The sequence below is a fragment of the Microbacterium sp. CFBP 13617 genome, from assembly GCF_014839445.1.
Classification (GTDB): Bacteria; Actinomycetota; Actinomycetes; order Actinomycetales; family Microbacteriaceae; genus Microbacterium.
Map to the genome: position 1 here is coordinate 575,658 of NZ_JACYNW010000001.1, position 12,169 is coordinate 587,826.

At 71.0% G+C, this 12,169-nt stretch carries 12 protein-coding genes; 6 read left to right on the plus strand and 6 right to left on the minus strand.

The window, feature by feature from the left end:
* Position 1: 1 nt before the first annotated feature.
* Positions 2 to 307, plus strand: coding sequence for a 30S ribosomal protein S14 (gene rpsN, locus IFU40_RS02545; protein WP_055832510.1), 306 nt, complete (start codon positions 2 to 4; stop codon positions 305 to 307).
* A gap of 60 nt (positions 308 to 367) precedes the next feature.
* Here the strand turns inward: rpsN and IFU40_RS17140 are convergent, their stop codons facing one another.
* The 3 genes from IFU40_RS17140 to IFU40_RS02560 form a co-directional block, all read right to left on the minus strand.
* Positions 368 to 1,840 (minus strand): LuxR C-terminal-related transcriptional regulator, encoded by a 1,473-nt coding sequence (locus IFU40_RS17140; protein WP_191925257.1) that lies wholly within the window; start codon positions 1,838 to 1,840, stop codon positions 368 to 370.
* Positions 1,833 to 3,317: a helix-turn-helix transcriptional regulator gene (locus IFU40_RS02555; protein WP_191925258.1), complete on the minus strand. Its 1,485-nt coding sequence runs from the start codon at positions 3,315 to 3,317 to the stop codon at positions 1,833 to 1,835. Before IFU40_RS02555 ends, IFU40_RS17140 begins: the two co-directional genes overlap by 8 nt.
* A gap of 75 nt (positions 3,318 to 3,392) precedes the next feature.
* A complete protein-coding gene (locus IFU40_RS02560) occupies positions 3,393 to 3,545 on the minus strand; it encodes a hypothetical protein (protein WP_156784865.1) in 153 nt (50 codons plus the stop codon).
* 203 nt (positions 3,546 to 3,748) lie between these two features.
* Between IFU40_RS02560 and IFU40_RS02565 the strand changes: the two genes are divergently transcribed.
* Both IFU40_RS02565 and IFU40_RS02570 read left to right on the plus strand, forming a co-directional pair.
* Positions 3,749 to 4,036, plus strand: a complete 288-nt coding sequence (locus IFU40_RS02565; protein ID WP_055832516.1) for an HU family DNA-binding protein — start codon at positions 3,749 to 3,751, stop codon at positions 4,034 to 4,036.
* Between the two features lie 77 nt (positions 4,037 to 4,113).
* Positions 4,114 to 6,099 carry a cytochrome c oxidase assembly protein gene (locus IFU40_RS02570; RefSeq protein ID WP_191925259.1) on the plus strand — a complete coding sequence of 662 codons (1,986 nt, stop codon included), beginning with the start codon at positions 4,114 to 4,116 and terminating at the stop codon, positions 6,097 to 6,099.
* A gap of 6 nt (positions 6,100 to 6,105) precedes the next feature.
* On the opposite strand, the gene IFU40_RS02575 is transcribed toward IFU40_RS02570, so the two are convergent.
* Positions 6,106 to 7,185 carry a hypothetical protein gene (locus IFU40_RS02575; protein ID WP_070408984.1) on the minus strand — a complete coding sequence of 360 codons (1,080 nt, stop codon included), beginning with the start codon at positions 7,183 to 7,185 and terminating at the stop codon, positions 6,106 to 6,108.
* A 101-nt stretch (positions 7,186 to 7,286) separates the two neighbouring features.
* Positions 7,287 to 8,120: an NAD(P)/FAD-dependent oxidoreductase gene (locus IFU40_RS02580; RefSeq protein ID WP_191925260.1), complete on the minus strand. Its 834-nt coding sequence runs from the start codon at positions 8,118 to 8,120 to the stop codon at positions 7,287 to 7,289.
* Positions 8,121 to 8,170: 50 nt separating this feature from the next.
* Between IFU40_RS02580 and IFU40_RS02585 the strand changes: the two genes are divergently transcribed.
* Positions 8,171 to 8,683, plus strand: a complete 513-nt coding sequence (locus IFU40_RS02585) for a MerR family transcriptional regulator (protein ID WP_082516413.1) — start codon at positions 8,171 to 8,173, stop codon at positions 8,681 to 8,683.
* On the plus strand, positions 8,680 to 10,059 hold the full coding sequence (locus tag IFU40_RS02590; RefSeq protein ID WP_055832523.1) for an ATP-dependent DNA helicase: 1,380 nt from the start codon (positions 8,680 to 8,682) through the stop codon (positions 10,057 to 10,059). The genes IFU40_RS02585 and IFU40_RS02590 overlap by 4 nt, the downstream gene beginning before the upstream one ends.
* Here the strand turns inward: IFU40_RS02590 and IFU40_RS02595 are convergent.
* Positions 10,047 to 10,700, minus strand: a complete 654-nt coding sequence (locus IFU40_RS02595) for a biliverdin-producing heme oxygenase (RefSeq protein ID WP_055934960.1) — start codon at positions 10,698 to 10,700, stop codon at positions 10,047 to 10,049. The two genes, IFU40_RS02590 and IFU40_RS02595, sit on opposite strands and share 13 nt — an antisense overlap.
* Positions 10,701 to 10,897: 197 nt before the next feature.
* Here IFU40_RS02595 and IFU40_RS02600 point away from each other — a divergent pair, with 197 nt between their 5' ends.
* Positions 10,898 to 12,169, plus strand: a complete 1,272-nt coding sequence (locus tag IFU40_RS02600; RefSeq protein WP_191925261.1) for a serine hydrolase domain-containing protein — start codon at positions 10,898 to 10,900, stop codon at positions 12,167 to 12,169.

The window sequence follows — 12,169 nt, forward strand, 5'->3', positions numbered from 1 at the left end:
CATGGCCAAGAAGAGCAAGATCGCGCGCAACGAGCAGCGCAAGGTCGTCGTCGAGCGCTGGGCGACGAAGCGCGCCGAGCTGAAGAAGACCCTGGTCGACCCGACCGCCACCGACGAGGCCCGCGAGGCCGCCCGCGTGGGGCTGCAGAAGCTCCCCCGCAACGCCTCGCCCGCCCGCGTGCGCAGCCGCGACGTCATCGACGGCCGCCCCCGTGGCGTCCTCACGAAGTTCGGCGTCTCGCGCGTCCGCTTCCGTGACATGGCCCACCGTGGCGAGCTGCCCGGTGTGACCAAGTCGAGCTGGTAAGCACCAGACACACACGCCGAGGGCGGGGGTTCCGAAAGGGATCCCCGCCCTTCGGCGTTCTCAGGCGTCCGCGCTCAGGTGCGCGACCGCCTGGGCGCGGGTGCTGACGCCGAGCTTGACGTAGATGGATCGCACCTGGCTCTTGACCGTGTTCACCGAGACGCCTCGCTCGCGGGCGATCTGGGCGAGGCTCGAGCCGGTGGCCAGCAGCGCGGCCAGGGCGTGCTCCGTGGGGGTGAGCCCCGGTACGTCGCGGGCGGGCGGCGCGGCGTGGGGGCGCGCGGCGAGCTGGAGCAGGGCGTCACGGATCGATGCCGCCGTGCCCGCGAGTTCGGGATGATCCTCGGCCGCGGCCTCGACGAGATCGGCGCATTCGACGGCGGGGATCATGATGAAGGGCGTCCGCGAGCTTCCGGTGCGCGAGATCAGCATCAGCGCGGATGCCATGCTCTGGCGGGCGCGTCGCTCCTGGCCGATGCGCCGGAAGGCGATCGCACGCAACAGCATCAGCCGCGGGAGGGTGCGCAGGCAGTGGTCGTCTTCCGAGGCGGCGCACGCGTCGGTCTCGAGGAGCGCCTCGCGCTCGCGGCCCAGCAGCAGCAGCGCGATGGCGCGCTGCTTCGCGAAGCACGTGCCGTGCCCCTCGGGGCTGACCGCCGAGGCCACCACCGCGAGCCCGTCGGCGTACTGGTCGTGGGCCAGGAAGAGGTCGGAGCGGATGCACATCAGCAGATGGCGGACCACGCGTTGGCTGCTGTGCCGCCGGCTGCCGTGCAGCAACTGCCAGCTCGCCGCGATGCCGTCGGCGAACTCGCGCCGGATGAGGAGGCACATGACCTCGGTGGAGCGGGAGGCGTAGTCGAGATAGGGGTCGTCGGGGGCGAGGGCGGCGAGCTCCCCGCTGATCGCGGACAGCCTCTCGTGGTCCATGCGTGCTGCGGAGACGAAGTAGTCGGCGAGCAGGATCAGGAAGGAGCCCTCGCGGGGGTCCCACCCGGCCTCGTCGAAGAGCTCGGTGGCCGCGCGCATCGTGGGCGCCGCGCGCTCGTTCTCGCCGTTCAGGGCGAGGCCGAAGCTGCTCACCGCGAGAGCGCGATAGCGCAGCGCGTCGGTGTCGGCGAAGAGCTGTGCTTCTTCCCCGAAGCGGACACCCGACTGGGGGGACCCGACCGCGCAGAGGTACTCGCCCACGCTGGAGAGCAGCTCCGACCGGGCGCCCGGCGACAGTCCGGCGGGGCGATTCAGATGCGTGCCGTCGAAGTAGCGCGCGATGAGCGCGATGCCGTCGCCCAGGGCGTCGCGGCGTGCGCGAGCGACGAGAAGAGCGGAGAGGATCCGTGCACTGTCGTCGGTCCATCGTCGCGGGGGGTCGAAGGCCTCCGTCTCGGCGAGCAGGGCGAGGTGGCGGGGTTCGGGCACACCGGAGCCGGGAAGCAGTCGACTCGCGGTGAGGAGCGCGGCCGCTCGAAGCGTGTCGTGCGGCTCGACGTTCAGGGGGTGTGCCCGCCTGATCGCCTCGCCGGGATCAGCCACCGGCGGTCCGACCGCAGGCGGGTTGCGCGTTCGCCGAGCGCGTCAGCGCCTCGACGGCCTCGTACCGGCCGCGTACCCCCAACTTGGCGTAGACCGATCGCACCTGACTCTTCACCGTGTTCACCGAGACCCCGCGTTCCTCGGCGATGCCCGCGATGCTGAGCGATGTGGTCAATCGGTGCGTCAGGGTGCGCTCCGTCGGGGTCAGCCCCGCGAGCAGGCCGAAGCGGGGTGCCGGGAGGTCGGGTGCGGTGACGACCGCCAGGGCGTCGAACACGCACGGCATCGCGTCGCGGAACTCCGGACGCTCGAGCATGACGGCGGCGATGAGATCGCGGGTCTCGCCGTGGGGAAGCATGACGAAGGGGGTCCCCGAGGTGCCCGTGCGCAGCAGCAGAACCATCGCCGCCTCGGTGCTGGCGGTTGCGCGGTCCCGCTCGCCGAGTCGCCGATGCGCCAGCGCCCTGCGCAGCAGAAGCGGGGTGAGCGTGCGAAGGCAATGGTCGGCCCCGGTCGCCACGCAGGCTTCGGTCTCGGCGAGGAGCTCCCGCTCGCGGCCCAGGTGGAGCAGGCTCGCCGCGCGCTGCATCGAGAAGCAGATGCCGTGTCCGTCCGGGTTCTCGTACGGCGCGAGCGTCGCCAAGGCCTCGGCGGAACGACCCTGTGCCACGAGCATGTCGGAGCGCATGCAGACGAGGAAATGCCGCGTCATCATGTGGCTGTGCCGTGCGCCCTCCTCTGACAGCAGGGTCTGGATCGCCGCCAGGCCACCGTCCATGTCGCCGCGCAGCATCTGGGCCATCGCCTCGACGGATCGTGCCGAATGCGCCCAGTACGGGTCGTCGGGCTGAGCGGCTGTCATCGCGGCCGACACGGCATGCAGGCGGTCGACCTGGAGATGGGCGGAGGCGATGAGCGTCTCCGCCAGGAACTCGACGTACGCGGTGTCCGCCCGTGCCCAGCCCTGCGCGGCGAACACCTCCCGCGCGTTCGCGAGAGACACCCGGGCTGATTCGTACTCGCCGTTGAGCGCCTGGCCGAGCGCGATGACGGTGAGCGCGCGGTAGCGCAGCGCCTCGGTGTCGGCGAAGAGCAGGGCTTCGGCCCCGAAACGGGCGCCCATCTGCGGCCACCCGACGGCGTTGCAGTACTCGCCGACGCTTGAGTGGAGCTGGGAGCGCGTGCCGTCGGCCAACTCGGCGGGGCGGGTGAGTCTCACCCCCTCGAAATAGCGGCGGACCAAGTCGGCACCGTCGGTGAGGTTGTCGCGGCGTGCACGCGCGGCGAAGAGGGCGATCACCGCTCGGGCGGCCGGGTCGGTCCACGTCGGGGGGACGGGGGGAGCGGCGGCGGCGGCGAGGAGCGACAGATGCCGCTGGTGCGGGGGTCCGTGCCCGGGGGCGAGGCAAATGACGGTGGAGACGATGGCCGCGTGCTGGGCGGCTCGCGCATCGATCGAGGTGCGGCTACGGGGCATGGACCCTCCACATTCGGGCCGATCGAACGGGGGCGGTTCGTCGGGCACGAACCGGAGCCCGTTCTCGTAGGCACATCATAGGGGCACGAATTTCACTATTTTCCAGGTGAATTCGAGCGTCGCATCAACCGCGGGGTGAAGCCGCCGGACTTCGCCCGCCTGCGCCTCGCGATTCACCCGCCCGGAGACCTGAGCCCTGCCGAGAGCTCGAAGGATGAGGTCGTCCACGGGCCGACCCGTGCGCCGTCACCGGCCCGCGAAATCCCCGAGCCCGCGACACACCCCCGGCGAAAGGGACGAAATCCGTCAAAATCCGCGTATTTCCGCGGTTCGGTTGATACTGTCGAGGCGGTCTCCCGACCACCGAGGAGGATTCCTCCTCGTCCGAGTAACGAGAGACGGCGCTCGTCGCCGCCTGGAGGACACACCACATGGCCGACAAGTCCATCACCAAGACCGAGCTCGTCGCGAGCATCGCCAGCGCGACCGGCCAGAGCCAGTCCGCCGTGTCGGGCGTGCTCGACTCCCTCTTCTCCACCGTTTCCGAGGCGGTCGCCAAGGGCAGCAAGGTCTCGATCCCCGGCTGGATCGCCTTCGAGCAGGTCGCCACGTCGGCGCGCACGGGCCGCAACCCGCAGACGGGCGAAGAGATCGCCATCCCCGCCGGCAAGCGCGTCAAGGTCACCGCGGGCTCGAAGCTGAAGGCCGCCGTCAAGTAAGACGACCTCGAACCTTCACAGGGGGGATGCCATCGGCATCCCCCCTGTGCTGTGTGTACGCGACGTAGTCTGGAGGGGTGAATCCCCGCCTTCTCCGCGTCGCGGGACCCGTCATCCTGATCGCGGTCTCGCTGATCGCCGTCGTGGCGGGACTGGCGTACGGCGGCGGAGCCGCTGAGGTGCAGCTCGCCGACCCCGGTCCGGTCGTGCGGTGGGGGCTCCCGATCGCGACCGTGCTGGTCAACCTCTCGGCGGCCACCCTGGTCGGCTCCCTCGTGCTGGCGCTGTTCGCCCTGCCCGCGGGGGAGCGGCCGTTCGAGATCGCCCTCGACACCGCGTCGATCGGCGCGGCGGTCTTCACCATCGCCGCCGCCACCACCGGGTACCTGACGTTCCTGAACGTCCTGAACGCCAAGCCCACCCTCGACGCCGTCTTCGGTCAGCAGCTCGGCCGTTTCCTGGTCGAGAGTCCGCTGGGTCAGGCGTGGCTCATCACGACCATCGCCGGTGCCGTGCTGACCGTGCTGACCTTCGCCGTGCGGTCGTGGATCCCCACCCTGCTCGTCGCGATCCTGGCTCTGGCATCGCTCATCCCGATGGGGACGCAGGGTCACGCGGGCACCGAGGCCAGTCACAACGCCGCGGTGATCTCGCTCGTGCTGCACATCATCGCCGCGGCCGTGTGGCTGGGCGGTCTCGTCCTGCTCGTGGTCGTGCGCCCGGCGATGTCGCGCCGGCAGCTGCAGGCGGTGCTGCTGCGCTATTCGTCGATCGCGCTGGTGGCCTTCGTCGTCGTGGCCGTCTCGGGCACCGTCCGCGCCTCGATCACGCTGCTCGACGTGTCGAACCTCTTCTCGACCTACGGCTTCCTGGTGCTGGTCAAGGTCGCCGCACTCCTCGCGATGGGCATCCTCGGCGCGTGGTACCGCCGCCGTCTCATCTCGCGCATGGCCGACGAGCCCGGTTCGCGGCGGTTCTGGGGCATCCTCACCCTCGAACTGGTCTTCATGGGTGTCGCCAGCGGTGCCGCCGCCGCTCTGGCGCGCACCGCCCCGCCCGTCGAGGCGCCGCTGGTCGGTCAGACCCCGGCCGAGGTGCTCACCGGCTCGCCCCTGCCGCCCGAGCTCACCCTCGAGCGCTGGTTCACCGCGTGGGACGTCGACCTGCTGTGGGCGTTCGTCGTCGCCTTCGCCGTGTTCTTCTACCTGGCCGGCGTCTGGCGCCTGCACCGCCGCGGCGACGCCTGGCCCATCCACCGCACCGTGATGTGGATCCTGGGCATGCTGGGGGTGTTCTGGGTCACCTCGGGACCGATCAACGTGTACCAGGACTACCTGTTCAGCATGCACATGATCGGCCACATGCTGCTGTCGATGGCGATCCCCCTGCTGCTCGTGACGGGGGCGCCGGTGACGCTGGCCGCGCGGGCCATCCGCAAACGCGACGACGGCACCCGCGGTGGTCGCGAATGGATCCTCTGGGCGGTGCACAACCCGGTCGCGAAGGTGCTCACCAACCCGTACGTCGCGGCGGGGCTGTTCATCGGCTCGCTGTGGGCGTTCTACTACACCGACCTCTTCCGGTGGTCGCTGTACGACCACGTCGGCCACATCTGGATGGTCGCGCACTTCCTCGTCACGGGGTACCTCTTCGTGCTGAGCCTCGTGGGCATCGATCCGGTGCCCTACCGCCTGCCCTATCCGATGCGTCTGCTGGTGCTCATCGCGATCATGGCGATGCACGCGTTCTTCGGCATCGCGATCATGATGAACTCCGGCCTCATGGTCGCCGAGTGGTTCGGCGCGATGGGGCGCACCTGGGGGGCGACACCCCTGCAGGATCAGTACGTCGGCGGTGGCGTGGCCTGGTCGGTGGGCGAGATCCCGACGCTCATCCTGGCGATCACCGTCGCGATCCAGTGGAGCCGCAGCGACGAACGGCAGCAGAAGCGCCGCGATCGGCACGTCGACCGGGTCGGAGACCTCGAACTCGACGCGTACAACGAAGAGCTGGCGCGCATGGCCGAGCGCGACGCCCGCGTCGCCGCACGCCAGCGCGGCTGATCCCGCTCAGTCGGACTGCCCGCCCACGAGGATCGAGGCGGTGCCGTCGGGCAGCACCGTGATCGCGCCGTCGACGCGGAAGGGCACGTCCTCTTCGACCGAGCGCACGCTGCCGTCGAAGATCGAGCGGATGTCGACGCGGATGTGCGCGACCGCCTTGGCCGACGGAATGCGCCAGCCGGCGCCGTCGGGCACCACCGTGACGACGGGCTGCTCGACGATCGACCATGCGGGGGCACCGTCGATGCGGTTGCGCACGGTGAACCCGAACGGGCACCCGGTGGGCTGCAGCACCGTCTGCTCGGCGCACGACGAGAGGAAGTCCTCGACGCGCTGCTGCACGACCGCGATGAACTCCTCGGTCGGTTCGGCCTGCACGTCGATCGGGATGCCGGCCAGGGGCGCATCGGCGAGCACGGCCACCCCGGGGGTCGCCGAGATCGCCGTGTCGACGGCGACCGAGTACAGCCCGGGAGAGAAGACGAGCAGCGGCACCTCGGCCGCGGGATCGGTGTCGGCCCCCTCGATCGACACCTGGCGCTTGTCGACCTCGAAGCCGTTGACCGAGAAGCGCATCGACCCCTGCACCGACAGGTCCATCACGGCGAGCGGGCTCCGGGCGAACCGCCAGCGGGGCAGCAGGCTCGACCCGCCGTCGCGCTGCACCGACAGCGTGGTGGTGCCGGCGTACCCGCCCGCCGTGTACGACACGGTCAGGCGGGTGACGTCTCCCTCGACGGATTCGTCGACGATCGCGGCATCCATCAACGGGGTGAGTGCCTCGGGCCTCAGCAGCGCCTCGGACGCGGTCGCCGGAAGGCCCGCTGCCTCGAGATCGGCGGAGTCGACGGCGACACCCGGAACGGCGAGCGCCTCGGCCGCGCGGCGGTCGTGCAGCAGCTCGAGGTAGTGCATGACGAACGCGCGGGGACTGTAGAACTCCCGGTACAGCGACGCGGCTCCCCCGCCCAGGGCGGCGAGCAGCAGGATGCCGATGACGATGATCGCCGGGATCTCGAACCGCCCGCGCGGGCGCGCACCGGTGACGCCCCTGGGCGTCGCGGGGCCCCCGCCGGCGTTGTCCACGCCCCCAGTCTAAGAAGCCCACCTGCGCAGATGCCGCGCGCCGCCCCGCGGCGTCACGCGGGCGCACCGGGAGGGGCGGAGTGGCGCCCGCGTCGCGCGTCTCAGTCGGCGACGAGCGAGTGCACGACGGCGACCGCGGCCAGCTGCCCCGCGGCGATGGCCGCGGCGAGCGAGAACATCGGCCCGGGCAGGTGCTCGGCCTGCGCGTGGTCTCCGACCGCGTAGACACCGGGCATGCTGGTGCGCCCGAAGGCGTCGGTGCGCACGGCCCCCGCCTCGGTCACGGCGAGATCGAGCTGGGCGGCGAAGGGGGCGCTCGGGCGCCAGGTGGGAGCGATGAACGCGCCGGCCACGTCGAGGTGCCCGCCCTCGTCGAGCAGCAGGCGGAGCCCGTCGGCCGTGCCGTCGACCCGTTCGACGCGTGCCGGGTCGACCACGTGCACCTCGGATGCCACGGGCTCGAGCATGCGGGCCAGCACCGCCGCGTGCGGCGAGGCGTTCACGACCGCGACGGGACGACCGGCGAACTCGTGGCCGTGGCAGAAGGGGCAGTTGGCGATGCGGTCGCCCCACTGCTCGGCGAGGCCGGGGATCGCGGGGAGATCGTCGGTCACGCCGGTGGCGAGGATCACCGCGTGCGCGCGCAGGGGCTCGTCGTCGACGGTGACCGTCAGCTCGTCGCCCTGTTGCGCCACGGTGGAGGCGACGGCATCCCGGATCTCGACCGTCGCGTACGCGCCGATCTCGGCACGACCGAGTCGACGCAGCTCCGCCGGGTCGCGGCCGTCGTTGGTGAGCAGGTTGTGGGCGTGGCTCACGGTGGCGTTGCGGTACGTGCCGGAGTCGAGCAGCAGGGTGCGTCGGTGCATTCGACCCAGGGTGAGGGCGGCCTGCAGCCCGGCGGGGCCGCCGCCGATGATGATCGCGTCGTACATGAGGGTTCCTTCCGCTTGCGTTCTCGTCCATGGTGTGACTTCATGTCGACATGAAGTCAAGCGGGGAGTCGATCGGCGAGGCAGCGGCGCGATTCGGGCTCGAGACGCACGTGCTGCGCTACTGGGAAGACGAGGGGCTGCTGCGCCCGGGGCGGGATGCCGCGGGGCGCCGGCGCTTCGACGAGGGCGACAGCGTGCGCATCGCCGTGATCCTGCGCAACAAGGCCGCGGGGCTGTCGCTCGAGCAGATCCAGGTGCTGCTCGACGAGGACGCGCCCGACCGCCACCGGGTGCTCGAGGAGCACGTGGCCGAGCTCGATCGGCGCGCGGCCGACATCGCCCAGGCCCGCGCGATGACCGAGCACGCCCTGCGGTGCCGCGCGCACGACATCACCGAGTGCCCGCGGTTCCGCAGCCACGTCGCCGACGTGCTCTCGGGCGAGGCGCGCTGGCTGCTGGTGCGCACCGAGCCGTCGTGCGAGACGCCTGCCCGCTCCCGGTCCGACGACGCGTCCACACCCCGCCGCCCGGCGACGGCGGTGCGAACTAGCATGAACCGGTGACCACGCCGCCCCTCTCCGCCGAACAGCAGGCGCTGTTCCGGCTGATCGAGGACACCCGTGAGCACGTGTTCGTCACGGGCCGGGCGGGCACGGGCAAGTCGACGCTGCTGCAGCACCTGGCGTGGAACACGAAGAAGCAGATCGCCGTGTGCGCACCGACGGGGGTCGCGGCCCTGAACGTCGAGGGCCAGACGATCCACTCGCTGTTCCGCCTGCCCATCGGTCTCATCGCGAACGGCGACATCGACCAGAACGACGCCACCCGCAAGATCCTCAACGCGATCGACACCCTGGTGATCGACGAGATCTCGATGGTCAACGCCGACCTGATGGATGCCATCGACCGCTCCCTGCGTCAGGCCCGGGGTCGTCGCGCCGAGCCGTTCGGCGGCACGCAGGTCGTGATGTTCGGAGACCCGTACCAGCTCGCCCCGGTGCCGCCGCGCGGCGACGAGGCGCGCTACATCGACGACCACTACCGCTCGTTCTGGTTCTTCGACGCCAAGGTGTGGTCGGGGGAGTCGGCCAGCGACGGTCTCATCGACATCGGCCGGCACGGCGCCGAACTGCACGTCAACGAGCTCGTCGAGATCCACCGGCAGTCCGACCCCGGGTTCAAGACCCTGCTCAACGCGGTGCGCTACGGACGGGTGACGGCCGAGATGGCCGAGGTGCTCAACACCGCCGGGGCGCGCACCCCTCCTCACCCCGCCGACGGCGAGCACCCGATCATCACGCTCGCCACCCGCAACGACCGCGTGAACACGATCAACCGGCGCCACCTCGACGAGCTCATCGGGCGCACGCAGACGGCGGCCGCCGAGATCTCGGGCGACTTCGGCCGCGGCGAGGCGAACTACCCCGCCGAGATGGAGCTGACGCTCAAGGTCGGCGCGCAGGTGATGTTCCTGCGCAACGACGGGGCGCAGTTCGGCGAGGCGCCGCGCTGGGTCAACGGCACGATCGGCACCGTCACGCGCATCGCGGGCGACAGCGTGCGCGTCGAGGTCGACGGCACCGAGCACGACGTGGAGCCCGCGGTCTGGGAGAGGTACCGCTACGCCTACGACCCGGGCACGAAGAACCTCTCGCGCGAGATCGTCGCGGAGTTCACGCAGTTCCCGCTGCGGTTGGCGTGGGCCGTGACGATCCACAAGTCGCAGGGCAAGACCTACGACCGCGCCGTCGTCGACCTCGGCGCCGGCGCCTTCGCCCCCGGGCAGACCTACGTCGCGCTCAGCCGTCTCACCTCGATCGACGGCCTGTACCTGACGCGCCCGCTCCGGCCCAGCGACATCCGGGTCGACGAAGACGTGCGCCGCTTCATGAAGCAGGCGTGGCTCGGCCGCCAACAGGCGGCGGCTCAGGCGACCTGAGCCGCCTTCGCGCGCGCGAGGTCGGCGAACAGCTCGGTGTTGAAGCGGTAGGCGACGAGCACCTCGGCGATGACGCGCTCTTTCTCGTCGTCGTCCCAGGGGGCGGCGTCGAGCTGCTCGCGATAGACGTTCTTGAACGCCTTCGGGTCGGCGATGTCGCCGAAGAGGAAGAAGCCGATGCCGTTGGTGTCGAAACCGAAGCGGCGCTGCATGAGCCGGCCGATGAAGAGCCCGCCCGACAGGTCGCCCAGGTACCGCGTGTAGTGGTGCGCGACGAAGCCGCCGGGCCAGGTGGCCGCCACGCGCCGGATGCGCGAGACGTACGCCTGCGTGGTGGGCAGCGGCGTGACGCTCTCGCGCCACGTCGGACCCAGCAGGAACGCGAGGTCGGCCTCGAGGGCGGGGAGGCGCGTGAGCTTGTCGCTGAGGAACACCGATGCCACGGGGTCGCGCCGCAGAGCGACCGCCGACTCCTCGAGGGCCGAGTAGATGAACCAGTGCTGGGCGACGAGGGCGACGTAGTCGTCGCGGGTGCCGCTGCCGGTGAGCAGCTCGGTCATGAACCCGTCGCACTCGTTCGTGGAGTGCGCACTGCTGGAACGTTCGCGCAGCGCGGTGGAGAACGGGATGACGGCGTTCATGACGTCATCATACGCAAAGAGTTAGGCTGGCCTAACCCCTGATTTCGACGGAGTTCGCGGCATCCGCCCCGCGGCCGCCCCCAGATGTGATGCAGACGTGACGAGTCCAGGATGCAAGGGGCGGTGACGTTCAGGCGGCGTGTGTTTGAATCTTTCGAGCGGGCGCTTCGCCGCGCTCGGATTCCTGGGGGTAACACATGCGGGGATGGCGTCGTTCCGCGGCCATCGCGATCGCGGGCGCCAGCGCGCTCGCCGTGGTTCTGAGCGGCTGCACGCCTCAGGCGTCGGTGGCCCTCGACGTTCCCGCGCAGGTCGACGCCCCCCTTCCCGAGGCCACCGTCTCGGAGCTGCAGGACGCCGTCACCACCGCGATGGCCGCCACGGGTTCGACGGGCGCCATCGTGGGCGTCTGGGCACCCTGGAGCGGCACCTGGGTGTCGGGCTTGGGAACGCAGGGCCCCGGCGGCGCCGAGGTCACCACCGACCTGACCTTCCGCGCGGCCGACGTGACCGGCGCCATGACCTGCGACGCCGTGTACCGACTGGCCGCCGACGGGACGCTGAGCCTCAGCGACCCGATCACGCAGTGGGTCAGCAACCTGCCCGGATACGAGGACATCACGCTGCGTCAGCTGTGCGACGGCACCTCGGGACTCGCGTCGTACACCTCGGTGCTCGAGGGCATGGTGCTCAACAACCCCGACCGCGCGTGGAACCCGCGCGAGCTCATGGCCTACGGCATCGCGAGCCCCCGCGTGAACGCCCCGGGCGCCTCGTTCGCCGACTCCGCCACGAACTATCTGCTGGCGGGCCTCGCGGTCGAGCGGGCCACGGGCGAGTCGCTCGCGCAGGTCATCTCGGAGCGGGTCGCCGAGCCGCTCGGTCTCGACGCGACCGCGCTGCCGTCCTCGGCCCCCGCGAACCCCGCCGCGTCGTCGCTGCAGGGCTACTGGTCGCAGCCCAGCCCCGAGGGCGTATGGAACTGCACCGACCCGCGCGAGTTCACCGAGATGTCGGCGAGCTACGGGGGTGCCGCCGCGGGTGCCGTGACCGACATCACCGACCTGGGCCACTACGCCCAGGCCCTCGCCTCGGGTGCCCTGCTCCCCGACGGCGACGACCGTTTCGCCTCACCCGTCCCCGTCGGGGGCGACCAGCCGACGTGGTTCACGGCGTCGGGGGGAGCCTTCCAGGCCGGGTCGCTCATCGGACAGTACGGATGGATGCCCGGCTACATGGTCGGCGCGTTCGCCGACCCCCGCACGGGCATGTCGATCGCCGTGGTGCTGAACAACTCCGGCGGCAACAAGATGACGTCGGCGTGGTTGGCGTGGGAGCTGGCGGCCATCGCGTCGAAGGCCCCCGCGGCGCAGGGGCAGACCGCCCCCGAGGCGGGCCTGCCGTGGACCTCGCAGCAGATGCGCGACGGCATCCTGGCCAACGCCATCTGCCCGCAGCCCGCCGCGTGA

Excerpts from the sequence above, each read along its gene's own strand:
- IFU40_RS02600 (WP_191925261.1), top strand. The coding sequence starts at position 10,898 with ATGCGGGGATGGCGTCGTTCCGCGGCCATCGCGATCGCGGGCGCCAGC.
- IFU40_RS02565 (WP_055832516.1), top strand. The coding sequence starts at position 3,749 with ATGGCCGACAAGTCCATCACCAAGACCGAGCTCGTCGCGAGCATCGCC.
- rpsN (WP_055832510.1), top strand. The coding sequence starts at position 2 with ATGGCCAAGAAGAGCAAGATCGCGCGCAACGAGCAGCGCAAGGTCGTC.
- IFU40_RS02585 (WP_082516413.1), top strand. The coding sequence starts at position 8,171 with ATGAAGTCAAGCGGGGAGTCGATCGGCGAGGCAGCGGCGCGATTCGGG.
- IFU40_RS02580 (WP_191925260.1), bottom strand. The coding sequence starts at position 8,120 with ATGTACGACGCGATCATCATCGGCGGCGGCCCCGCCGGGCTGCAGGCC.
- IFU40_RS02595 (WP_055934960.1), bottom strand. The coding sequence starts at position 10,700 with ATGAACGCCGTCATCCCGTTCTCCACCGCGCTGCGCGAACGTTCCAGC.
- IFU40_RS02555 (WP_191925258.1), bottom strand. The coding sequence starts at position 3,317 with ATGCCCCGTAGCCGCACCTCGATCGATGCGCGAGCCGCCCAGCACGCG.